This is a genomic window from Pseudoxanthomonas sp. J35 (assembly GCF_000513995.1).
GTDB lineage: Bacteria > Pseudomonadota > Gammaproteobacteria > Xanthomonadales > Xanthomonadaceae > Pseudoxanthomonas.
Genome location: NZ_AZVB01000007.1, coordinates 72,224 through 94,607, shown reverse-complemented (window position 1 = coordinate 94,607; position 22,384 = coordinate 72,224). Strand labels below are relative to the sequence as shown.

The 22,384-nt window shown below is 70.4% G+C and carries 18 protein-coding genes; 13 read left to right on the top strand and 5 right to left on the bottom strand.

Translation table 11 applies throughout. From position 1 onward, the window contains the following. Position 1 precedes the first annotated feature (1 nt). The 6 genes from ykgO to PSEJ35_RS0105900 all read left to right on the top strand — a co-directional run bounded on the left by ykgO (position 2) and on the right by PSEJ35_RS0105900 (position 4,617). Positions 2-127, top strand: coding sequence for a type B 50S ribosomal protein L36 (gene ykgO / locus PSEJ35_RS0105925; protein ID WP_005913193.1), 126 nt, complete (start codon positions 2-4; stop codon positions 125-127). A gap of 235 nt (positions 128-362) precedes the next feature. Then, positions 363-692 carry a hypothetical protein gene (locus PSEJ35_RS0105920; RefSeq protein ID WP_028916984.1) on the top strand — a complete coding sequence of 110 codons (330 nt, stop codon included), beginning with the start codon at positions 363-365 and terminating at the stop codon, positions 690-692. Positions 693-824: 132 nt separating this feature from the next. After that, a complete protein-coding gene (locus PSEJ35_RS0105915) occupies positions 825-1,856 on the top strand; it encodes an agmatine deiminase family protein (protein ID WP_028916983.1) in 1,032 nt (343 codons plus the stop codon). Positions 1,857-1,963: 107 nt separating this feature from the next. Further along, a complete protein-coding gene (locus PSEJ35_RS0105910; RefSeq protein ID WP_028916982.1) occupies positions 1,964-2,848 on the top strand; it encodes a carbon-nitrogen hydrolase in 885 nt (294 codons plus the stop codon). A 13-nt stretch (positions 2,849-2,861) separates the two neighbouring features. Beyond that, positions 2,862-3,392: a GNAT family N-acetyltransferase gene (locus tag PSEJ35_RS0105905; protein WP_028916981.1), complete on the top strand. Its 531-nt coding sequence runs from the start codon at positions 2,862-2,864 to the stop codon at positions 3,390-3,392. Next, positions 3,382-4,617, top strand: a complete 1,236-nt coding sequence (locus PSEJ35_RS0105900) for a TraB/GumN family protein (protein WP_028916980.1) — start codon at positions 3,382-3,384, stop codon at positions 4,615-4,617. The genes PSEJ35_RS0105905 and PSEJ35_RS0105900 overlap by 11 nt, the downstream gene beginning before the upstream one ends. 51 nt (positions 4,618-4,668) lie before the next feature. Here PSEJ35_RS0105900 and PSEJ35_RS0105895 read toward each other — a convergent pair whose 3' ends face one another. The 3 genes from PSEJ35_RS0105895 to PSEJ35_RS15550 are packed head-to-tail and all read right to left on the bottom strand — an operon-like array spanning position 4,669 to position 12,421. Further along, entirely contained in the window at positions 4,669-7,779 is a 3,111-nt protein-coding gene (locus PSEJ35_RS0105895) for an efflux RND transporter permease subunit (protein WP_028916979.1), read from the bottom strand. Beyond that, entirely contained in the window at positions 7,776-11,270 is a 3,495-nt protein-coding gene (locus tag PSEJ35_RS0105890) for an efflux RND transporter permease subunit (RefSeq protein WP_232207586.1), read from the bottom strand. The genes PSEJ35_RS0105895 and PSEJ35_RS0105890 overlap by 4 nt, the downstream gene beginning before the upstream one ends. 8 nt (positions 11,271-11,278) lie before the next feature. Then, positions 11,279-12,421 (bottom strand): efflux RND transporter periplasmic adaptor subunit, encoded by a 1,143-nt coding sequence (locus tag PSEJ35_RS15550; RefSeq protein ID WP_051412538.1) that lies wholly within the window; start codon positions 12,419-12,421, stop codon positions 11,279-11,281. A 259-nt stretch (positions 12,422-12,680) separates the two neighbouring features. On the opposite strand from PSEJ35_RS15550, the gene PSEJ35_RS0105880 reads away from it, so the two are divergent. The 6 genes from PSEJ35_RS0105880 to PSEJ35_RS15545 all read left to right on the top strand — a co-directional run bounded on the left by PSEJ35_RS0105880 (position 12,681) and on the right by PSEJ35_RS15545 (position 18,208). Next, positions 12,681-13,061, top strand: a complete 381-nt coding sequence (locus tag PSEJ35_RS0105880; RefSeq protein WP_028916977.1) for a cytochrome c — start codon at positions 12,681-12,683, stop codon at positions 13,059-13,061. Between the two features lie 15 nt (positions 13,062-13,076). Then, positions 13,077-13,517, top strand: a complete 441-nt coding sequence (locus PSEJ35_RS0105875) for a c-type cytochrome (RefSeq protein WP_028916976.1) — start codon at positions 13,077-13,079, stop codon at positions 13,515-13,517. A 102-nt stretch (positions 13,518-13,619) separates the two neighbouring features. Continuing rightward, positions 13,620-15,497 carry an ABC transporter ATP-binding protein gene (locus tag PSEJ35_RS0105870; RefSeq protein WP_028916975.1) on the top strand — a complete coding sequence of 626 codons (1,878 nt, stop codon included), beginning with the start codon at positions 13,620-13,622 and terminating at the stop codon, positions 15,495-15,497. A gap of 30 nt (positions 15,498-15,527) precedes the next feature. Further along, positions 15,528-16,712 carry a PQQ-dependent sugar dehydrogenase gene (locus tag PSEJ35_RS0105865; RefSeq protein WP_084635453.1) on the top strand — a complete coding sequence of 395 codons (1,185 nt, stop codon included), beginning with the start codon at positions 15,528-15,530 and terminating at the stop codon, positions 16,710-16,712. Positions 16,713-16,817: 105 nt separating this feature from the next. Beyond that, complete coding sequence (locus PSEJ35_RS0105860; RefSeq protein WP_028916973.1) at positions 16,818-17,600, top strand: ferredoxin--NADP reductase; 783 nt, start codon at positions 16,818-16,820, stop codon at positions 17,598-17,600. Between the two features lie 62 nt (positions 17,601-17,662). Next, positions 17,663-18,208, top strand: coding sequence for a TlpA disulfide reductase family protein (locus PSEJ35_RS15545; RefSeq protein ID WP_232207585.1), 546 nt, complete (start codon positions 17,663-17,665; stop codon positions 18,206-18,208). Here PSEJ35_RS15545 and PSEJ35_RS0105850 read toward each other — a convergent pair. Then, a complete protein-coding gene (locus PSEJ35_RS0105850) occupies positions 18,205-18,693 on the bottom strand; it encodes a glutathione peroxidase (protein WP_028916972.1) in 489 nt (162 codons plus the stop codon). The two genes, PSEJ35_RS15545 and PSEJ35_RS0105850, sit on opposite strands and share 4 nt — an antisense overlap. A 177-nt stretch (positions 18,694-18,870) precedes the next feature. Here PSEJ35_RS0105850 and PSEJ35_RS0105845 point away from each other — a divergent pair, with 177 nt between their 5' ends. Next, entirely contained in the window at positions 18,871-21,057 is a 2,187-nt protein-coding gene (locus tag PSEJ35_RS0105845; RefSeq protein WP_037082529.1) for a M3 family metallopeptidase, read from the top strand. A 205-nt stretch (positions 21,058-21,262) separates the two neighbouring features. Here the strand turns inward: PSEJ35_RS0105845 and cfa are convergent, their stop codons facing one another. Then, positions 21,263-22,384: a cyclopropane fatty acyl phospholipid synthase gene (gene cfa / locus PSEJ35_RS0105840; protein WP_051412537.1), complete on the bottom strand. Its 1,122-nt coding sequence runs from the start codon at positions 22,382-22,384 to the stop codon at positions 21,263-21,265.

The following is a 22,384-nucleotide window of genomic DNA, read 5'->3' as shown; positions in this document are numbered from 1 at the left end:
CATGAAAGTCCTGTCCTCCCTGAAGTCGGCGAAGACCCGTCACCGCGACTGCAAGGTGGTCCGCCGCCGCGGCAAGGTCTTCGTGATCTGCAAGTCCAACCCGCGTTTCAAGGCCCGCCAGCGCTGAACCGGCGGCGTCCCGGCCCCGGCCGGCACGCGGAACGACGCGAAGGCCGCAGCGATGCGGCCTTCGGCGTTTCCGGGCCCCGCTATCCGGGCCCGGCGGCCGGGCACGGAGCGGCTCCATGGATGTTGACGCCCGCCGCACTCCGCCCGGGGCCCTTCTGCTTACAATCGGCGCCTGGCGCAGGCCCCGGCCTGCCACCGCCGCCGACGCGGCCATCCACGGGGAGAGCAACGCGATGAAGCACCATCCGAAGACCCTGATCCTGCTGGCCCTGCTTGCCGCCTGCGGCACGGCCGGCGCCGACACCCTGCTCGTCGAGCGCGTCGCGCAGAAGCCGGCGGTGGCCCAGCCGGCCCGCGGGCTGACCATGGCCGAGGTCGAGGCCCGCTTCGGCGCGCCCAGCGAGAAGCTGGACCCGCGCGGCGGCCAGAAGCGGCAGTGGCCGACGATCAACCGCTGGGTCTACCCGGACTACGTCGTCTACTTCGAGAAGAACCGGGTGATCGACGTGGTCGCGCGCAAGGCCAGCCCCGCGGAAGTGGGCCCGAAGCCGCCGATCCGCTGACACCTTCCCGCTGCGCAGGCACGACCGACGCGCGGGAACCAGGGGAAACGTTCCCCGCCAGTCGCCCGCGCGCATCCGCGCCGGGATTCGAGAACGGCCCGGCCCCGCCCGGGCACTGCAGACAGCACGAGCATGACCGAGACCCTGCGCTTCCCCGCGGAGTGGGAACCCCAGTCCGCGATCCTCATTGCATGGCCGCACGCCGGCACCGACTGGGCCGACCGGCTCGGCGAGGTCGAGGAGACCTACATCGCCCTGGTCGCGGCGATCACCCGCTTCCAGGACGCCTGGATCTGCGTCGCCGACGACGACGTGGAGACCTACGCCGACGCGCGCCTGCGCTCGGCGCGGATCGACATGGACCGGGTCCGCTTCATCCCGTTCGACTACGACGACACCTGGCTGCGCGATTCCGGCCCGATCACCCTGCGCGAAGGCGACGGCTTCCGCGTGCTCGACTTCCGCTTCACCGCCTGGGGCGGCAAGTTCGAGGCCGGCCGCGACGACCGCCTGGTCGAGGCGCTCGCGGCGCAGGGCCTGTTCGGCGACGCGGCGCGCCAGCGCATCGACTTCGCCCTTGAGGGCGGCGGCATCGAGACCGACGGCGCCGGCACCCTGCTGACCACCTGGCGCTGCCTGCACGAGCGCCACCCGCAGGCCAGCCGCGAGGAACTGACCGCGAAGCTGGCCGGCTGGCTCGCCCAGGACCGCGTGCTGTGGCTGGACCACGGCTACCTGGAGGGCGACGACACCGACGCCCACATCGACACCCTCGCCCGCTTCGCGCCGGGCGACGCGATCGTGTTCCAGGCCTGCGACGACGAAAGCGACAGCCACTACGCCGAACTGAAGGCGATGGCCGACGAGATCGCCGCGCTGCGCACCGCCGACGGCCGCCCCTACCGCCTGTTCCCGCTGCCGTGGGCGGCGCCGGTGCTGGACGAAGGCCGCCGCCTGGCCGCCTCCTACGCCAACTTCCTGATCGTCAACGGCGCGGTGCTGATGCCGGCCTACGGCGACCCGGCCGACGACCGCGCCGCCGCGGTGCTGGCCGGGGCCTTCCCGGGCCGGGAGATCGTCCAGGTCCCGTGCCGCCCGCTGATCTGGCAGAACGGCAGCCTGCACTGCATCACCATGCAGCTGCCGGCCGGCCTGGGCCGCTGATCCGCTGCCATCGCCACGCCGCCGCCACCGCGCCGCCGGCCTTCGCCCCGTTTCCACGTCCACCTGCGCGTCACCTGCGCCGGTGGCGATCGCCCTACAATGCCCGCATGACCCACAAGACCCTCACCGTCGCGCTGATCCAGGAGCGCAACCACGGCGACGCCGAAGCCAACCTCGCCATCATCGAACAGCGCGTGGCCGAAGCCGCCGCGCAGGGCGCCCGGCTCGTCCTGCTGCAGGAACTGCACAACGGCCCCTACTTCTGCCAGCACGAATCGGTGGACGAGTTCGACCTGGCCGAACCGATCCCCGGCCCGAGCACCGGACGCCTGGGGGCGCTGGCGAAGAAGCATGGCGTGGTCATCGTCGGCTCGCTGTTCGAGCGCCGCGCGGCCGGCCTGTACCACAACACCGCGGTGGTCCTGGAGAAGGACGGCACCCTGCTGGGCAAGTACCGCAAGATGCACATCCCGGACGACCCGGGCTTCTACGAGAAGTTCTACTTCACCCCGGGCGACATCGGCTTCCGGCCGATCGACACCTCGGTCGGCCGCCTCGGCGTGCTGGTGTGCTGGGACCAGTGGTATCCGGAAGCGGCGCGCCTGATGGCGCTGGCCGGCGCCGAGCTGCTGCTCTACCCCACCGCGATCGGCTGGGATCCGGACGACGCGCAGGACGAGCAGACCCGCCAGCGCGACGCATGGGTGCTGAGCCACCGCGGTCACGCCGTCGCCAACGGCCTGCCGGTGCTGTCGTGCAACCGCGTCGGCCACGAGCCCTCGCCGCTGGGCACCTCCGGGATCCGCTTCTGGGGCAACAGCCACGTGCTCGGCCCGCAGGGCGAGTTCATCGCCGAGGCCGGCACCGAGCCGACCGTGCTGGTGTGCGAGGTCGACCTGCAGCGCAGCGAGCACGTGCGCCGGATCTGGCCGTTCCTGCGCGACCGCAGGATCGACGCCTACGGCGACCTGCTCAAGCGCTACATCGACTGAGGCGGCCGCGCCCGTGACCGTGTCGATCCGCGAAGCCACGCCGGCCGACGTGCCGGCGATCGCCGCGATCTACGCCGCGGAGGTGCGCGACCACGTCAACACCTACGAATACGACGTCCCGGACGAGGCGGAGATGGCGCGGCGCATGCGCGCCATCCTCGAGGGCGGCTATCCGTACCTCGTCGCCGAGTGCGACGGCGAGGTCGCCGGCTACGCCTATGCCAGCAGCTACCGCGCCCGCATCGGCTACCGCCACACCGTCGAGAACTCCGTGTACGTCGCCGCCGGCCGGCAGGGCCGCGGCATCGGCACGGCACTGCTGGAGAAGCTGGTCGCCGAATGCGAGGCGCGCGGCTTCCGGCAGATGATCGCGGTGATCGGCGAGCCGGCGAACACAGCGTCGATCCGCCTCCACGAAAAGGCCGGTTTCCACCTGGTCGGCATCTTCCGCGGCATCGCCTGGAAGCATGGCCGCTGGCTGGATACCGTGCAGATGCAGCGCCCGCTGGGCGCCGGCCACCAAGAGCCCCCGAATGACCGATGAAACGCTGCCCCCCGCCCCGGCCGATGCCGTCGCCGATCCGCTGCACGGACAGCCCGTGCAGGTGGTCGAGCGCGACGGCGTGCGCTACACCCTGCTGGGCACCGCCCACGTCTCCCAGGCCAGCATCGACGCGGTGCGCGCGGCCATCGACAGCGGCGCCTACCAGGCCGTGGCGGTGGAGCTGGATCCGGGCCGCCTGCAGTCGCTCACCAATCCGGACGCACTGGCGCAGCTGGACATCGTCCGGGTGCTGCGCGACGGCAAGGCACACCTGTTCGCCGCCAACCTGGCGCTGGCGGCCTACCAGCGGCGCCTGGCCGAGCAGCTGGGCGTCGAGCCGGGCGCCGAGCTCAAGGCGGCGGTGCAGGAAGCGCGCGCCCGCGCCCTGCCCTTCCACCTGATCGACCGCGAGGTTGGCCTGACCTTCCGCCGGGCGATGCAGCGCCTGGGCTGGTGGGGGCGTGCCAGGACCGGCGCCGGCATCCTGCTGGCGATGGTCGGCGACGACGAGATCGGCGAGGACGACATCGAGAAGCTCAAGGGCGGCGACGTGCTGGAGGCCAGCTTCGGCGAGTTCGCCGCGCACAGCCCGGCCCTCTACGAGAGCGTCATCGCCGAACGCGACCGCTACATGGCCGCCAACCTGCGCGAGCTCGGCGGCGGCGAGGCACGCGAGGTGCTGGCGGTGGTCGGCGCCGGGCACCTGCCCGGCCTGGCCCGGCACCTGCGCGAGGACGTGGAGGATCCGGCCACGGTCCGGCGATCGCTGGAGACGGTGAAGCCGAAGTCGCGCGTGCCGTGGATGGAACTGGTGATCGGCGCGTTCCTGGTCGGCGGCTTCGCCTGGGGCTTCTGGCACGGCGGCGTGGACGTGGGCTCGGACCTGCTGCTGCAGTGGGTGCTGGCCACCGGCATCCTCGGCGCCATCGGCTGCGCCATCGCCGGCGGCCATCCGCTCAGCATCCTGGCAGCCTTCATCGCCTCCCCGCTCACCCCGCTGCACCCGGCGCTGGCATCGGGCACGGTCAGCGCCTTCGTCGAGGCCACCCTGCGCAAGCCGACCTACGCCGACTTCATGGCCCTGCGCGACGACGTGCAGACGGTGCGCGGCTGGTGGCGGAACCGGGTGGCCCGCGTGCTGCTCAACTTCTTCCTGACCAGCCTCGGCACCGCCATCGGCGTGTGGACCGGCGGCCTGCGCATGCTCGGCCGCCTGTTCGGCTGAGCTTCCCGGACATCGCACCGGCGCCCCGTCGGGGACGCCGGTGCGGCGCCCTCATTCCAGGTGCATCGCCGCCACCGCGGCGGCATTGGGTACCGTGTCCTGCACGCCGCGGGCGCGCCGCACCAGCCGCGCCACGCCGTTGCGCATGTCGTCCAGGATCGCGTAGATCGTGGGCAGGAACAGCAGGCTGACCACGGTCGAGAACGCCAGGCCGCCGGCGATGGCGCGGGCCATCGGCGCGTAGGCCGGGCCGTCGCCGCCCAGCTGGGTCTGGGCCAGCGCGATCGGCACCATCGCCAGGATCGCCGTGCCCATCGTCATCAGGATCGGACGCAGGCGTTCGCGGCTGCCCTCGACCAGCGCGTCGGTGCGCGACATGCCGCGGCGGCGCAGGTTGTTGATGTGCTCGACCATGACGATGCCGTTGTTCACCACCACGCCCATCAGCACCAGGATGCCGATGAAGGACATGATCCCGAACGTGGTCCCGGTCAGGGCGAACAGCCAGAACACGCCGAACACCGAGAACAGCACGCCGCTCATGATCGCCGCCGGGAACAGCAGCGACTCGAACACCGCCGCCATCACGATGTAGATCATCACCAGCGCGATCAGCAGGTTGAACATCATCTGCGCGCTGGCCTCGTCCTCCTCCTGGAAGGCGCCGCCGTCGAAGGAATAGGTGTAGCCGGCCGGGAACGACATGCCCTTGAGCGTCTCCTCCATGGCCTTGCGCGCCTCCGGCACGGTGACCTTGTCGGCCAGGTTGGCCTGCACGGTCAGCGTGGTCTGGCGGTTGGTGCGCTGGACCTGGGTGGCCGAGGGCGTCACCGCCACGTCGACCAGGGCCAGCAGCGGCACCGTGCGGCCGTCGGGCGCGCGCACCATGAACCCGGCCAGGTCCTCGGTGCCGTACTCCTCGGCGCCGGCGAAACGCACCCACACCGGCACCTCGTTCTCGCCGCGACGGAACTCGCGCAGCGGCGCGCCGCGCAGGGCCAGGCCGACGAACGAGGCGACCTGCTCGGCGCTGAAGCCGAACGCCGCCGCGCGCTCGCGGTCCACCCGTACCTTCAGCTCGGTGTTCTGGTCGCCGGAGTTGATCCGCACGTCGCGCAGTTCCGGCCGCCGCCCCAGGATCGGGATCAGCTCGTCGGCGATCTCGGCCAGCGTCTGGGTGGAGTCGCCGACCAGCTGGAAGGACACGTTCTGTCCCGGCTGTCCGCCCCCGCCCTGCCCGCCGCCGGGGCTGCCCACGCCGATGGTCGCGCGCGCCGACTTGGGCACCTCCTTGCGGATCAGCTCGATCATCGGCTTGAGGTCGCGCACCTTCTCCGTGTCGAACTTGACCATGGTGCCGCCCCACTCCTGCTCGCTGTAGTACGAGTAGATCTGGGTGATGTGGTACTTCTCGCGGTTGGCGTCCAGGAACTGTTCGACGCGCAGGATCTCGTCGGACATCTGCTCCTTGGTGTAGGCGCCATTCCACTGGTAGAAGAGCTGGACCTGGTCGCCTTCGCCGTTGCCGAACATGTCGAACTTGGTGAACTTGATCGGGATGAAGCTGACCAGCACCACCAGGATGATGCCCAGTACGCTCCAGCCGCGGTGTTCCAGGGTCCAGCGCAGCAGGCCGGCGTAGCGGCGCTGCATGCGCGGGATCAGCCCGGACGGGTCGTGCACCATCGGCGGGGTCTTCAGCCGCGCCGAGATCATCGGGATCAGGCTGACCGCGACCAGCCACGACGCCAGCAGCGACACCGAGATGGTGATGGCGATCTGGCCCAGGTAGATGCTCAGGAAGTTGCGCTCGCCGAACAGGTTGGGCACGAACACGATGCAGTGGCACAGGGTGCCGGCCGACAGCGCGATGGCCACGTGGCGGGTACCGACGATCGAGGCCAGCACCGGGTTGCCGGGATACTTCTCCCGTTCCTGGTAGATGCTCTCCACCACCACCACGGCGTTGTCCACCAGCATGCCGATCGCCAGCAGCAGGCCCATCATGGTCAGGATGTTGAGGGTCACGCCGGCGAAGTACATGAAGCCGAGCGTCATCACGAAGCAGATCGGGATGGCCAGGGTCACCATCGCCACCGACGGCCAATGGCGCAGGAAGAACCACAGCACGATGATCGACAGGACCAGGCCGATCGCGCCGGCCTCGGCCAGCTCCAGCAGCGAGGAGGTCACGCTCTCGCCCTGGTTGTCGATGATCTTGATCTGCACGTCGCCCAGGTGTGGCTGGGCGCGGATCGCCTCGACCTCGGCCAGGGCCCGCCTGGACACCTCGACCAGGTTGGCGTTGCGTTCCTTGAAGATGTCCAGGCCCACCGCCGGGCGCCCGTCCAGGCGCCGGCCGTAGTCCATCCGCGCCGGCTTCAGGCGCACGTCGGCGATGTCGCCCAGGCGCACGTTGTTCGGGCCGACCGGCAGGTCGCGCAGCTGCTGCAGGTCGGTCATCTCGCCCACCGGCTGCACGCGCAGGCGCTGGCCGGCGTCGCTGATGGTGCCGGCGGAGATCGAGAAGTTCACCGCCTGCAGGCGCTGGGTCAGCTCGTTGAGGCCGAGGTCGTGCGCGGTCAGCCGGTGCTGGTCGATCGCGATCTCCACCTCGTTCGGCGGCGCGCCGGATACCTGCACCCGGGCCACGCCCGGGATGCGCTCCAGGCGGCGCTTGAACTCGCGTTCGATCATGTCGTACGCGCCGGTCAGGTCGCTGTTGCTGGCCAGCCGCACCCGCAGCACCGGCATGTCCGTGGTCGAGAACTTGAACACGAAGTAGCGCTGCAGGTCGTCCGGCAACTCGTCCCGGATCGCGTCCAGGCGTTCGCGGGCCTCGGACGCGGCGATCGCCACGTCGCGGTCCCAGTCGGCGAACTGGATGAAGATCTGCGCGCCGTCGGCCTTGGCGTTGGACTCCATGCGCTTGATGCCGGCCATGGTCGACAGCGCTTCCTCGGCCGGGCGCAGCACCGTCCGCTCCACTTCCTCCGGCGTCGAACCGGTGTACGGCAGCTGGACGAAGATGAAGGGCGGCGAGACCTCCGGGAACGCCTCCAGCGGCAGCCGGAACGCGGCGATGGTGCCGATCACCAGCAGCGAGATGAAGAACATCACCGCGGTGACCGGACGCCGGATGCTGAACTCCGCGACGCTCATGCGGGCTGGCCCTCGCCTTCGGCGCTGGCGGCCGCGTCGGCCACCTCGCGGGCACGACGGCCGCGCTCGCGGTAGTACTCGTCGGCGCGGCGGTCCAGCAGGTCGTAGACGACCGGGATCACCACCAGGGTCAGCAGGGTCGAGACGATCAGGCCGCCGATCACGGTGACCGCCATCGGCGAGCGCACTTCCGCGCCCGGGCTGCCGAACAGCGGGGCCAGCGCCAGCGGTAGGAAGCCGAACACCGTGCACAGCGTGGTCATCGCGATCGGGCGCAGGCGCGAACGGGCGCCCTCGACCAGGGCCTCGTGCTTGGCCACGCCAGCCTCGCGCAGCTGGTTGACCTTGTCGACCAGGATGATCGCGTTCTTGGTCACCAGGCCGACCAGCAGGATCAGGCCGATGAACACCACCACCGAGATCGCCGAGCCGGTCAGGAACAGCGCGCCGATCGCGCCGACCAGGGCGAGCGGGATGGTGAACAGGATCACGAACGGGTGCAGCAGCGACTCGAACTGCGAGGCCATCACCAGGTACACCAGGAACACCGCCAGGCCGAACGCGAACAGCAGCGAGCGCACCGACTCGGCCAGCTCCTCGCCCTGGCCGCCGATGTGCATGCCGACGCCGGCGCCGATCGGGTTCCCGGCGACCATCGCCCGCACTTCCTCCACCGCCGTGCCCAGGTCGATCCCGCGCAGGTTGGCCGAGACGATGGCCACGCGCACCTGGTCGGCGCGATGGATCTCCGACGGGCCGGTGGTGGCGACCACGTCGGCCACCGCCGACAGGGTCACCGGACGGCTGCTGCCGGGGTTCACGATCAGCCGGCGGATGCTCTCCACCGAGGCGCGGTCGTCCTCCTGGGCGCGCACCAGCACGTCGATCTTGCGGTCGCGGAAGCTGTAGCGCGTGGCGACTTCGCCGCGCACCTTCTTCACCACCACGTCGGCGATCTGCCGCGTGGTCAGGCCCAGCGCGCCGGCGCGCTCCTGGTCGAAGCGGATCTGGATCTCGGGGAAGCCCTGCTCCACCGTCGACTTGACGTCGGCGTAGTGCGGGTTGGCGCGCAGCATCGCCGCCAGCTTCTGCCCGGCCTGCTCGATCGAGGCCAGTTCCTGGCCGCGCAGTTCCACTTCCAGCGGCGTGGACGAGCTCAGCAGCTGCGGGCGCCTGAAGTCGACCTGCGCGCCCGGCTGGTTGGCCATCGAGGCGCGCAGCGCCTCGGTGGTGGCCTGCTCGACGCGGGCGCTGCCGCCGTTGGCCATGACCACGGTCAGCTTGCCGATGTTCTCGCCGCTTTCGGTCGGGTTGGCGTCCAGCCGCGTGCCGCTGCCGCTGACGCCGTACAGCGCCTGGACGCCCTCGGCATCGGCGTGCTTGCGCTGCAGCTCGCGCACCAGCGCGTCGGTCTGCGCCAGCGGCGTGCCCGGCGGCAGCTTCACGGTCATCTCGAAGCGGTCCTGGGCCAGCTGCGGGATCAGGTCGGCGCCCAGGTACGGCACCGCCAGCAGGGTCGCGGCGAACGCGCCGGCGGCCAGCGCCAGCACCAGCTTCGGCCGTGCCAGCGCGCCCGGCAGCAGGCGCAGGTAGCCGGCCTCGGCGCGGTGGTACGGCGCCATCGCCAGGTCGCTGGCCTTGCGCATCACCGGGCCGACCACGCGGACCAGACCGCGCCACAGCCGCACCACCAGCCAGGCGGCGCCGAAGAACAGCCCGCGCATCAGCACGCCGATGCCGCGGCCGGTCGCCGCCACCGGCTTCTGCCAGCGCGACCGCGGACGCCACTGCGGATGCGGTGCTTCCTCCGGGAAGGCCAGCGGCGGCCGGCCCTTCAGCGAGCTCAGCATCGGAATCAGGGTCATGGCCACGACCAGCGAGATGCCGATGGCGATGGCCACGGTCAGCGCCTGGTCGCGGAACAGCTGCCCGGCGATGCCCTGCACGAACACCAGCGGCAGGAACACGGCGATAGTGGTCAGGGTCGAGGCCACGACCGCCATGCTCACCTCGCGGGTGCCGGCGATCGCCGCCTGCAGGATGCCCAGGCCGCGCTCGCGCGCCTTGGCGATGCTCTCCAGCACCACGATCGAGTCGTCCACCACCAGGCCGGTGGCCAGCGCCAGGCCGCCCAGCGACATCACGTTCAGGCTCAGGTCCAGCTGGTCCATGAAGAAGAACGTGGTGATGATCGACACCGGCAGCGACAGGCTGATGACGAAGGTGCTCCAGCCGTCGCGCAGGAACAGGAAGATGATCAGGATCGCCAGGATGCCGCCGATCACCGCGTCCTTCTTGACGTCGGCGATGGCGTGCTCGATGAACAGCGACTGGTCGTCGATGATGGTCAGCTCGACGTCCGGCGGCACCTGCCGCTTCAGCTGCTCCAGCCGCGCCTTCAGCGCCTTGGCGGTGGCGACGGTATTGGCGTCGCCTTCCTTGTAGATCGCCAGCTCGACCGCTTCCTTGCCGGCCAGGCGGATGATCGCCTCGCGCTCCTTGTAGCCCTGGCGCACCACGGCCACGTCCTTCAGGCGCACCGGCATGCCGCCGGCGATGGCGCTGCTGCTGGACGAGGACGCGCTCTGCACCGACTGGGCCGCGGCCAGCACGCTGGCGTTGCCCGAGGCGGCGGCGATCGCCGCCATCTGCTGGGCCGCCGCGGCCGCGGCGTTGTCGCCGCCGCTCTGCGTGGTCACCAGCATCTCGCGGATTTCCTCCACGGTGGCGAACTGGTTGACCGTGCGCACCAGGTAGCGCTGCGAGCCTTCCTCCAGGCGGCCGCCGGAGATGTTGATGTTCTCCTGCTGCAGGCGCTGGATGACGGTGTCGATCGGCAGGTTCAGCTGGGCCAGCTTCTGCTGGTCGATGTCGACCTGGATTTCGTCCTCCAGGCCGCCGCCGACCTTGACCGCCGCCACGCCGGCCACCGGCTCGAGGCGCTTCTTCAGGTCCTCGTCGGCATAGCGGCGCAGCTCGGTCAGCACGCGCACGCTGTCGGCCTCGATGGCGGTGTCGCCCTTGGCCGACAGGGCCAGGCGCAGGATCGGCTCGGTCGACGGATTGAAGCGCAGCAGCACCGGGGCCTTGGCCTCCAGCGGCAGCGACAGCACTTCCATCTTGTCGCGGACCTCCAGGCTGGCCTGGTCCATGTCCGTGCCCCAGGCGAACTCCAGCACCACGTCGCTCTGGCCGGTGCGCGACACCGACTTGAGCTTGCGCAGGTTCTTCACCACGCCGACGGCTTCCTCCACCGGCTCGGTGATCAGGGTCTCGATCTCCGACGGCGCGGCGCCCGTGTACTCGGTGCGCACGGTCAGGGTCGGATAGCTCAGGTCCGGCAGCAGGTTGACCTTGAGGCTGCCCAGCGAGATCAGACCGAACAGCACCATGGTCACGGTGATCATGGCGATGGTCACGCGGCGGCGGGTGGAGAACTCCACCAGCCCGCCGCCCAGCCGGCCTGCACCGGTTTCGTGCGGTCCGTGCACGGGGGCGCTCACTGGCCGGCACCCGTGGCTGCGGCGCCGGTACCGGCAACGGCCTTGTCGGCCTGCTTGCCGTTGGCGGCGGCGATCACCTGCACCGCGCTGCCCTCGCGCAGCGCGACCTTGCCGGCGGTGACGACCTGCTCGCCCGGCTTGATGCCTTCGCGGACCTCGATCCACTCGCCGTCGACATAGCCGACCTTGACCGGCACGCGCGAGGCCTTGCCGTCGCGGACCACGAACATCGCCGGGTCGCCGTCGTCCAGCAGGGCCACGCGCGGCACCACCAGCGCGTCGGGGCGCTGGTCGTAATCGATGCGGATGCGGCCGAACATGCCCGGCTGCAGCGCGCCGCCGCCGTCGAAGGCGGCGATCACGCGGAAGGTCCCGCTGCCGGCGTCCACCACCGGCGCGACGCGGTCGACCACGCCCTCGAAGGCGCGGCCCGGCAGCGCGTCGACCTGCATCAGCACCGGCAGGCCGGCCTTCATCGTCGCCAGCTCGCGCTCGGGCACGTTGAGCGTGGCCTCCAGGCGCGAGTCGTCGACGATGCGCAGGATCGGGGTGTTGATCTGCACGAAGTTGCCCGGCTTGATCGAACGCGACGCGACCACGCCGGAGATCGGCGCTTCCACCGTGGTGTACGACAGCTCCAGCCGGGTCATGTTGTAGGTGGCGCGGGCGTTCTCCAGGTCGTAGCGCATCTGGTCGACCTCGCCGGCGCTGATCAGCTGCTGGGAGACCAGCTGCTGGGCGCGCCTGTAGTTGTTCTCCAGCTTGCGCATCTGCGCCTCGGCCTGGGCCACGCTCAGGCGCGCGCGGTCCGGGTCCAGGCGCAGCAGCGGCTGCCCGGCCTTGACGTGCTGCCCTTCCTCGACCAGCACCGCCAGGGCCACGCCGGAGGTCTTGGCGACCACCTGCGACTCGGCCAGCGGCTCCAGCGCCGCGGTGCCGGTGTAGCTGGCGGCGATCGGCCGCCGCGCGGCCTCGACCACCTCCACCGGGATGGCCTCCACCTCCGGCTGCTTCGTCTGGGCCTGGGCCTCGGCCGGGCCGGCCCCGCCCTTGCAGGCGGCCAGGGTGGTGGCGATGACGAGTGCGAGGGCGGCGGTGCGCAGTCCGTTGCGCAGGAACGCGGAGTGGCGACTGGCCATGACGGTATCCAATGAGGGGTCAGGGGGCCCGGGTGGGCACGTGATCAGGTGTTGTATGCAAGTAGATCACCCGGACGGCTGGGCGCCATGCGCCGAAGGTCATGGTGTCTCCCGGCGGACCGCCGGACCCCGGCATTGATCGTGCTCATGGACAGAAGTTTCCGGTTGCGCTAGCGCGTGGCTATACTGCGGCGACCTCGCGGCCGGCCGCATTCAGCCGGCCGTCCACTTTCCGCGACCGACCCCGGACCACCGAATGATGCGCCCGCTGCCGCTAGCCGCCTGCCTTGCCCTGGTCACCTCGCTGTCCCTCACCGCCATCGCCCAGGAGGCTGCCCAGCCTGCCGAGGCGCCGGCCGCCACCGAGGCTGCCCCGGCCGCTGCCGTGACCGGCAACGCCGAGGCCGGCCGCCAGCTGGCCTACACCTGCCAGGGCTGCCACGGCATCACCGGTTACAAGAACGCGTATCCGAGCTACAAGGTGCCGAAGATCGGCGGCCAGTCGGCCGAATACCTGGCCCAGGCCCTGCACGATTACCGGGAGGGCAAGCGCAAGCACCCGACGATGCGCGCCCAGGCCGAGAGCTTCTCGGACCAGGACATCGCCGACATCGCCGCCTACCTGTCCACCCTCAAGTAAGAGCAGCCGCCACCCATGCCGAACGCCGTGACCGCTTCGCGTCTAGCCATCGCCCTGACCGCCGCCCTGGTGCTGGCGGCCTGCTCCGGGCAGCAGGGTTCCCATTCCACCGAAGGCGAAAGCCAGGCCCAGGCCGCCTCTTCGGCCGGCCTGCCCGAGGGCCGCATCGCGGTCGGCGAGAAGCTGGCCAAGGCCAAGGGCAAGGCCACCGGCCAGAGCTGCGTGGACTGCCATGGCGCCGAGGGCAATGCCCCGATCGACGCCAGCTACCCGAAACTGGGTGGCCAGTACGCCGACTACCTCGCCCATGCGCTGCAGCAGTACCGCGCCGGCGACCGCCAGCACGTGCTGATGACCCCGCAGGCCGCCGGGCTGGGCGACCAGGACATCGCCGACCTGGCCGCGTACTTCGGTTCGCGCCCCTCGCAGCTGCGCGACCTGGCCGGCGCCCAGTAAGGGCCTGCCCGCCCGCAAGCGACACCCGGAGGCCCGCGCAAGCGGGCCTCCGCTTTTTCCGCGATCACGGAACCGCGGCCCCGCGCCGGGGCACAATGCGGCATGGCCACGCCCCGCCCCACCGCCAAGCCGCGCCGCGAGCGCACCACCCCGAGCCTGCGCGAGCGCTTCGACGCGATGCGCAACCTGCCGCCGTTCCTACGCCAGATCTGGCAGACCAGCCCCGGCCTGACCTTGGCCAGCCTCGGCCTGCGCCTGCTGCGCGCCTTGATGCCGGTGGTCTCGCTGTACATCGGCAAGCTGATCATCGACGAGGCGATCCGGGTGGTCGGCCTGGGCCTGTCCTTCGACGGCCTCGGCGACGCCCTGCGCAGCGGCGCCCTCGACCACCTGCTGTGGCTGCTGGGCGTGGAACTGGCGCTGGCGGTGGGCTCGGACTTCCTCGGCCGGATGGTCAGCTACGCCGACGGCCTGCTCTCGGAGCTGTTCACCAACGCCAGCAGCATCCGCCTGATGGAGCATGCGGCGACCCTGGACCTGGAGGACTTCGAGGACCCGGACCTGCAGGACCGGCTGGACCGCGCCCGGCGCCTGACCATGAGCCGGATGAACCTGATGAGCCAGCTGTTCGGCCAGGTCCAGGACGCGGTCACCGTCATCGCCTTCGCCATCGGCCTGCTGGTCTACGCGCCGTGGCTGATCCTGCTGCTGGCGGTGGCGCTGGTGCCGGCCTTCGTCGGCGAGGCGCACTTCAACGCGCTGGGCTATTCGCTGAACTACCAGTGGACCCCGGAGCGGCGCCAGCTCGAGTACCTGCGCCAGACCGGCGCCAGCGTCGAGACCGCCAAGGAGGTGAAGATCTTCAACCTCCACCGCTTCCTGATCGACCGCTACCGCACCCTGGCGCAGAAGTTCTACCTGGCCAACCGCGCGCTGGCGCGCAAGCGCGCCCTGTGGGGCACGTTGCTGGCGGCGCTGGGCACGCTGGGCTACTACGTCGCGTATGCCTACATCGCCTGGCGCACCGTGCGCGGCGACTTCAGCATCGGCGACCTGACCTTCCTGGCCGGCAGCTTCCGCCGCCTGCGCCAGCTGCTGGAAGGCCTGCTGGTCGGCTTCTCCCAGGTCGCCGGACAGGCCCTGTACCTGGACGACCTGTACTCGTTCTTCGAGATCGAGCCGGAGATCGCCTCGCGGCCGGACGCGGTGCCGGTGCCGCGGCCGATCGCGCGCGGCTTCGTCTTCGAGAACGTCGGTTTCCGCTATCCCGGCGCGGAGAACTGGGCGCTGCGCGGGCTGGAATTCGAGCTGCGTGCCGGGGAGGTGCTGGCACTGGTCGGCGAGAACGGCGCCGGCAAGACCACCCTGGTCAAGCTCCTGGCACGCCTGTACGACCCGGACGAGGGCCGGATCCTGCTCGACGGCCGCGACCTGCGCGATTACGACCTGGATGACCTGCGCGCCAACATCGGGGTGATCTTCCAGGACTTCGTCCGCTACCACCTCACCGCCGGCGAGAACATCGGCGTGGGCCGGATCGAGGCGATGGACGACATCGGACGGATCCGCGCCGCCGCCCACCGGGCCATGGCCGACGAGGTCATCGAGCCGCTGCCGGAAGGCTACGACCAGCTGGTCGGGCGCCGTTTCAAGACCGGCGTGGACCTGTCCGGCGGGCAGTGGCAGAAGATCGCCATCGCCCGTGCCTACATGCGCGACGCCCAGGTCATGATCCTCGACGAACCGACCGCGGCGCTGGACGCGCGCAGCGAATTCGAGGTGTTCCAGCGCTTCAAGGAGCTCTCGCACGACCGCACCGCGGTGCTGATCTCGCACCGCTTCTCAAGCGTGCGCATGGCCGACCGGATCCTGGTGCTGGCCGGCGGCAAGGTCGAGGCGTCCGGCACCCATGCCGAGCTGATGGCGCAGGGTGGCCGCTACGCGGAACTGTTCGAGCTGCAGGCGGCCGGTTATCGTTGAGGCTTCCGCGCCCAACGACAGGATGCCGCCATGCACCGGCCGACCACCGCCAGCCTCGCCCTAGCCCTTGCCCTGCCCCTCGTCCTGGCCGCCTGCCAGCCGCCGCAGGAGCCGGCCGTCTCCGCGCCCGCGCCGGCCAGCGAACCGGCGCGCAATGTGGCCAGCGAACAGGGCCAGGCCAGCCTCACCATCATCGCCCGCGGCCTGTCGCATCCGTGGGCGGTGGCGCCGCTGCCGGACGGCGGCTTCCTGGTCACCGAACGCGGCGGCAACCTGCGCCGCATCGGTGCCGACGGCAGCATCTCCGCGCCGCTGGCCGGCGTGCCGGAGGTCTCCGCGCGCGGCCAGGGTGGCCTGCTCGACGTCGCCCTCGCGCCTGACTTCGCCAGCAGCCGCCGCATCTACCTCAGCTATGCCGAGCCGGGCGACGGCGGCCTGTCCGGCACCGCCGCGGCCTATGCCACCCTGGGCGGCGACCGCCTCGAAGGCCTGACCGTCATCTACCGCCAGGAACCCAAGCTCAACACCGAGAACCACTACGGCTCGCGCTTCGCCTTCGACGGCAAGGGCCATGTCTTCATCAGCCAGGGCGAGCGCACCTTGAAGATGATGTCGCAGGAGCTGGACAAGCTGCAGGGCAAGCTGGTCCGCCTGGACCTCGACGGCAGCGTGCCGGACGACAATCCCTTCGTCGGCCAGGCCGGCGCCCGCCCGGAGATCTGGAGCTACGGCCACCGCAATTCGCAAGGGCTGGCCTTCGACCCGCGCACCGGGACGCTGTGGGAGAGCGAGCACGGCCCGCGCGGCGGCGACGAGATCAACCTGCCGAAGCCCGGCCGCAACTACGGCTGGCCGGTCATCACCCACGGCATCGACTACTCCGGCAAGCCGATCGCCGAGGCGGTCGGCAAGGAGAAGGACGGCATGGAGCCGCCGCACTTCGTCTTCGAGGTCTCGCCGGGCCTGTCGGGCATGGCCTTCTACACCGGCCGCCCGGGCAAGCCGTGGAACGACAGCCTGTTCCTGGGCTCGCTGGCCCAGCGCAACCTGATCCGCCTGCAGCTGGAAGGCGACCGGGTGGTCGGCGAGGAACGCCTGCTCGGCGACCTCGGCGAGCGCATCCGCGACGTCCGCCTGGGCCCGGACGGCAACCTGTACCTGGTCACCGACGAGGACGACGGCAAGCTGCTGAGGCTGGCGCCGCCGCAGGGCTGAGGCAGGCCTGGACGGTGCCGGGCCGGCCCGGCACTGATCCTGCTCAAGGCCGGTTGGGGGCGGTCGGCTACAATAACGGGGATAAGTCCAACCCGACCTCCCCCGATGTCCTCTGCCTACGGCACCGAGACGGTGCTCGACGTCCGTCACTGGACCGACGCCTACTTCAGCTTCACCACCACCCGCGACGACGGATTCCGCTTCGAGAACGGCCAGTTCGTGATGATCGGCCTGCCGACCGAGACCGGCCGGCCGATCATGCGCGCCTACTCCATCGCCAGTGCCAACTGGGAGGAGCAGCTGGAGTTCTTCTCGATCAAGGTCCAGGACGGGCCGCTGACCTCGCGCCTGCAGCACATCAAGCCCGGCGACAGCATCCTGATCGGTCGCAAGCCCACCGGCACCCTGCTGATCTCCGACCTGCACCCCGGCCGCAACCTGTACCTGTTGGGCACCGGCACCGGCCTGGCGCCGTGGCTGTCGGTGATCAAGGACCCGGAAACCTACGAGCGCTTCGAACGCGTGGTCCTGTGCCACGGCGTGCGCCACGCCGGCGACCTCGCCTACCGCGACTACTTCGAGAAGGAGCTGCCGCAGCACGAGTTCCTCGGCGGAATCATCCGCGAGAAGCTGCTGTACTACCCGGCGGTGACGCGCGAGGACTTCCCGAACCGCGGCCGGCTCACCGACCTGATGGGCAGCGGCCAGATGATGCGCACGCTCGGCATCGAGGAACTGGACCCGAAGCACGACCGCGCGATGATCTGCGGCAGCCCGCAGATGCTGGCCGACTTCCGCGCCCTGCTCGACGGCCGCGGCTTCACCGCCTCGCCGCGCATCGGCAGCGCCGGCGAGTACGTGTTCGAGCGCGCCTTCGTCGAGAAGTGACGTTTCGCCGCCCTCGGGCGGCGTGCTAGCGTGCGCCCCAACGGGGAACGGGGAGCAAGGGAATGTGGATGCGATGGCTGCTGCTGGCCGGCCTGGCCATGTCCACCTGCCTGGGCGCGAAGGTGCTGCCGCCCTCGCCCGCCGTCGGCGAGATCCCCCCGCAACTGCTGGGCAAGACCCGCGAAGGCCGCACGGTCAACCTGGGCGACTACCGCGGCAAGGTCACCATCGTCACCTTCTGGGCCTCCTGGTGCGGCCCCTGCCGCAAGGAACTGCCGGTGCTGGCCCGTTTCCAGGACGTGGTCGGCCGCGATGCGCTGGAAGTGGTCGCGGTCAACTTCAAGGAGCCGCGCAGCGACTTCGTCGCGCTGGTGCGCGCCAACAAGGGCATGAACCTCACCTTCGTCCACGACGCCGACGGCGCGACCAGCGACCGCTACGGCGTCCGGGCGATCCCGCACATGTTCATCCTCGACCACGACGGCACGGTGGCGTACACGCACCGCGGCTACTCGGAGAACGCCCTGCCCGGGATCATCGACGAGATCCTGTCGCTGCTGCCGGACGAGGTGAAGAACCGGCCCTCGGCCCCGGCGGGGAAGCGCTAGCCGGCCCGCAGCGCCCGCTCGATCGGCGCGGCCAGCGTCTCCGGCCGGTCCCGCGGCGCGTGCCGCGACAGCACCTGGCCATCGCGGCCGACCAGGAACTTGGTGAAGTTCCACTTGATCCTGGCGGTGCCCAGCACCCCGCGCTTCTGCTGCTGCAGCCAGCGCCACAGCGGATGCGCGCCGGGCCCGTTGACATCGATCTTCGCGAACATCGGGAAGGTCACGCCGAAGTTGAGCGCGCAGAAGTCGCGGATGGCCGCCTCGTCGCCCGGCTCCTGGTGGCCGAACTGGTCGCAGGGGAAGCCCAGCACCACGAAGCCGCGGTCGCGATACGCCTGCCAGAGCGCTTCCAGTCCGGCGTACTGCGGAGTGAAGCCACAGCGCGAGGCGACGTTGACCACCAGCGCCACCTGCCCGGCGAATTCGCCCAGCCGCCGCGGATGGCCGTCGATGTCGATGGCGGAGAAGTCGTGGAGGCTGGTCATGCCGGATCGCGCGCAGGGAATGCCACCAGCATACGTCCGCCGCTCCCCGGCCGCCTCCATCGCAACGCATGCTGAGACACGGGGATGGGCCCGCCGCGTCCTGTGCCATTGGTCACAGGGCGTTACTCCCGGCACTGGGGTAGATTGGGAAGATTGTCCCCCGCAGGATCTGCTGCAATGAAGAAAACCGGCCTTTACCTGGCGCTCGCCGCCGCCCTTGGACTTGGCATGACCGCCTGCAACCGCACCGACAGCCCCGCGCCCGGCGCCGCCGAGCAGTCGGCCGCGGCCGACTCGCGGCAGAACCCGTTCTTCGCCGAGAGCGACCTGCCGCTGCAGTACCCGCGTTTCGACCGGATCAAGGACAGCGACTTCGGCCCTGCCTTCGACGCCGGCATGGCCGAGCAGCTGAAGGAGATCGAGGCGATCGCCAACAACGCCGAAGAGCCGACCTTCGAGAACACCATCGTGGCGATGGAGAACAGCGGCCAGGTGCTCGGCCGCGCCGCCGCGGTGTTCTTCAACCTCTCCAGCACCGACACCAACGACGCGCGCAAGCAGATCGACGCGGACTATTCGCCGAAGTTCGCCGCGCACCGCGACGCGATCTACCTGGACGGCAAGCTGTTCGCGCGGATCCAGGCGTTGTACGAGAAGCGCGATTCGCTGGGCCTGGACGCCGAAGGCCTGCGCCTGGTCGAGCGCTACTACAACGATTTCGTCCGCGCCGGCGCGCAGCTCTCCGACGCCGACAAGGCCCGCCTGAAGGAAATGAACGCGCAGCTGGCCACCCTGAGCACCCAGTTCGACCAGAACGTGCTCAACGAGGTCAACGCCTCGGCCGTGGTCTTCGACAGCGCCGACTTCCTCGCCGGCGCCAGCCAGGCGCAGATCGACGCCGCCGCCGAGGAGGCGAAGAAGCGCGGCCTGGAAGGCAAGTACGTGGTCACCCTGCTCAACACCACCGGCCAGCCGCCGCTGAGCTACCTGAGCAACCGCGAGGCGCGCCAGCGCATCTTCGAGGCCTCGATCGCCCGCGGCAGCCGCGGCAACGAGTACGACAACACCGGCGTGGTCGCACAGGTGATCAAGCTGCGTGCCGAACGCGCGAAGCTGCTGGGCTTCCCGAACCACGCCGCCTACGCGCTGGCCGACGCCACCGCCAAGACCCCCGAGGCGGTGAACGACATGCTCGGCAAGCTGGCGCCGGCCGCCGTGGCCAACGCCAGACGCGAAGCCGCCGAGCTGCAGAAGATGATCGACCAGGAGCAGGCCGCCAAGGGCGAGCCGAGCTTCAAGCTCGAGCCGTGGGACTGGGCCTACTACGCCGAGAAGGTGCGCCAGGCCAGGTACGACTTCGACGAGTCGCAGCTCAAGCCGTACTTCGAGATGAAGAACGTGCTGGAGAACGGCGTGTTCTACGCCGCGACCCAGCTGTACGGCATCACCTTCAAGGAGCGCACCGACCTGCCGAAGTACCACCCCGACACGTGGACCTACGACGTGTTCGACGCCGACGGCTCGCAGCTGGCGATCTTCATCTTCGACCCGTTCGCGCGCGAGTCCAAGCGCGGCGGCGCGTGGATGAACTCCTACGTCGAGCAGTCGAAGCTGCGCGGCACCAGGCCGGTGGTCGCCAACCACCTGAACATCCCGAAGCCGCCGGCCGGCCAGCCGGTGCTGCTCACCTGGGACGAGGTCACCACCGCGTTCCACGAGTTCGGCCACGCCCTGCACGGCATGTTCTCCGACGTGAACTACCCGTACTTCAGCGGCACCTCGGTCCCGCGCGACTTCGTCGAGTTCCCGTCGCAGGTCAACGAGATGTGGGCCGACTGGCCGTCGATCCTGGCCAACTACGCCAGGCACCACGAGACCGGCGAGCCGATGCCGCAGGCGCTGCTGGACAAGGTCCTGGCCGCGGCCAAGTTCAACCAGGGCTTCGCCACCACCGAGTACCTGGGCGCGGCCATGCTCGACCAGCGCTGGCACCAGATCGGTCCGGAGCAGGTCCCGGCCGCCGACGGCGTGATGCAGTTCGAGGCCGACGCGCTGAGGGCCGACGGCATCTACTTCGCGCCGGTGCCGCCGCGCTACCGCACGCCGTACTTCAGCCACATCATGGGCGGCTACGCGGCCGGCTACTACGCCTACATCTGGTCCGAGGTGCTGGACGCCAACACCCAGGAGTGGATCCGCAACAACGGCGGCCTCAAGCGCGAGAACGGCGACCGCTTCCGCGCCACCCTGCTGTCGCGCGGCGGCAGCAAGGACGCGCTGCAGCTGTTCCGCGACTTCGCCGGCCACGATCCGAAGATCGAGCCGCTGCTGAAGAAGCGCGGGCTGGACGCGGCCCCGCGCTGATCCGCGCCCGCGGACCGCTCCACGACTGCGCCACCTCCGGGTGGCGCAGTCGTTTCCGGCGGCGGAAAACCGCCGTCGTTTTCCACAGTCGGTGTGGATGGAACGTGCACGAAGCTGTGGATAATCGCCGGAGCGCCAGGCGTGGCGGGGCTGTCAAGAAGGTTGGCGAAAATTTCGCCACGGCGCCGGAGCGGTCGCCCTGCCCTCAGCGCGGCGCGAGGTAACCGCCCGGCACGCCTTCCGGCGACAGCACCAGCTGCCACAGCTGCGAGCGGCGGCAGCGGAAGGTGGCCATCGACGCGGACAGGTAGAACCGCCACATCCGCCGGAAGCGTTCGTCGTAGCGCGGATCCAGCCAGTCCCACGCCGCTTCCACGTTCGCGCGCCACGCCGCCAGCGTGCGTTCGTAGTCGGCGCCGAAGTTGTGCCAGTCCTCCAGCACGAACAGCCCTTCGCTGGCGCGGGTGATCTGCGCGGCCGAAGGCAGCATCGAGTTGGGGAAGATGTAGCGCGCGATCCATGGGTCGGTGCGGCTGACCGAGACGTTGGTGCCGATGGTGTGCAGCAGGAACAGGCCGTGCCCGGGCAGGCAGCGCCGCATCACCTCGAAGTAGGTGCGGTAGTTGCGCACGCCCACGTGCTCGAACATGCCGATCGACAGCGCCGCGTCGAACGGCTCGTCCAGGTCGCGGTAGTCCTGCAGGCGGATCTCCACCGGCAGGCCGGCGCACAGCCGCCGCGCGTACCCGGCCTGCTCGCGCGAGATGGTCACGCCGACGCCGGACACGCCGTAACGTTCGGCCGCGTACTTCAGCGCCTCGCCCCAGCCGCAGCCCACCTCGAGCACACGCATGCCGGGGCGCAGTTGCAGCTTGCGGCAGACCAGGTCGAGCTTGGCTTCCTGCGCCGCGTCCAGGTCCGTGGCGTCGCGCCAGTAGCCGCAGCTGTAGACCAGCCGGCGCCCGAGCATCGCCGCGTACAGGTCGTTGCCCAGGTCGTAATGGCGGCGTCCGACCTCGCCGCTGCGCCGGCGCGACTGCGGGTTGAGCAGGCGCGCCTCCAGCGCGTCCCGGACCTCGCCCAGCCCGTGCACGCGCCGGTCCAGACGGGCCTGCATGAGCCGGGCCAGGAAGCCGTCCAGCGAGCGCGCGTCCCACCAGCCGTCCATGTAGGACTCGCCCAGGCCCAGCGAGCCGTGCGCCAGCACGCGCACGTACAGGCGCTCGTCGTGGACCTGCAGGTCCCAGTCGCGCTCGCCGCCGATGCGCACGCCGGCCTCGGCCAGCAGGGCCTCGACCCTCCGCTTCGCGCGCGCCGCCAACGCCAT

Bases quoted from the DNA above. Each gene is read 5' to 3' on its own strand.
- ykgO (WP_005913193.1), top strand. From the start codon at position 2: ATGAAAGTCCTGTCCTCCCTGAAGTCGGCGAAGACCCGTCACCGCGAC.
- PSEJ35_RS0105920 (WP_028916984.1), top strand. From the start codon at position 363: ATGAAGCACCATCCGAAGACCCTGATCCTGCTGGCCCTGCTTGCCGCC.
- PSEJ35_RS0105915 (WP_028916983.1), top strand. From the start codon at position 825: ATGACCGAGACCCTGCGCTTCCCCGCGGAGTGGGAACCCCAGTCCGCG.
- PSEJ35_RS0105910 (WP_028916982.1), top strand. From the start codon at position 1,964: ATGACCCACAAGACCCTCACCGTCGCGCTGATCCAGGAGCGCAACCAC.
- PSEJ35_RS0105900 (WP_028916980.1), top strand. From the start codon at position 3,382: ATGACCGATGAAACGCTGCCCCCCGCCCCGGCCGATGCCGTCGCCGAT.
- PSEJ35_RS0105895 (WP_028916979.1), bottom strand. From the start codon at position 7,779: ATGAGCGTCGCGGAGTTCAGCATCCGGCGTCCGGTCACCGCGGTGATG.
- PSEJ35_RS15550 (WP_051412538.1), bottom strand. From the start codon at position 12,421: ATGGCCAGTCGCCACTCCGCGTTCCTGCGCAACGGACTGCGCACCGCC.
- PSEJ35_RS0105880 (WP_028916977.1), top strand. From the start codon at position 12,681: ATGCGCCCGCTGCCGCTAGCCGCCTGCCTTGCCCTGGTCACCTCGCTG.
- PSEJ35_RS0105875 (WP_028916976.1), top strand. From the start codon at position 13,077: ATGCCGAACGCCGTGACCGCTTCGCGTCTAGCCATCGCCCTGACCGCC.
- PSEJ35_RS0105870 (WP_028916975.1), top strand. From the start codon at position 13,620: ATGGCCACGCCCCGCCCCACCGCCAAGCCGCGCCGCGAGCGCACCACC.
- PSEJ35_RS0105865 (WP_084635453.1), top strand. From the start codon at position 15,528: ATGCACCGGCCGACCACCGCCAGCCTCGCCCTAGCCCTTGCCCTGCCC.
- PSEJ35_RS0105860 (WP_028916973.1), top strand. From the start codon at position 16,818: ATGTCCTCTGCCTACGGCACCGAGACGGTGCTCGACGTCCGTCACTGG.
- PSEJ35_RS15545 (WP_232207585.1), top strand. From the start codon at position 17,663: ATGTGGATGCGATGGCTGCTGCTGGCCGGCCTGGCCATGTCCACCTGC.
- PSEJ35_RS0105850 (WP_028916972.1), bottom strand. From the start codon at position 18,693: ATGACCAGCCTCCACGACTTCTCCGCCATCGACATCGACGGCCATCCG.
- PSEJ35_RS0105845 (WP_037082529.1), top strand. From the start codon at position 18,871: ATGAAGAAAACCGGCCTTTACCTGGCGCTCGCCGCCGCCCTTGGACTT.
- cfa (WP_051412537.1), bottom strand. From the start codon at position 22,384: ATGGCGTTGGCGGCGCGCGCGAAGCGGAGGGTCGAGGCCCTGCTGGCC.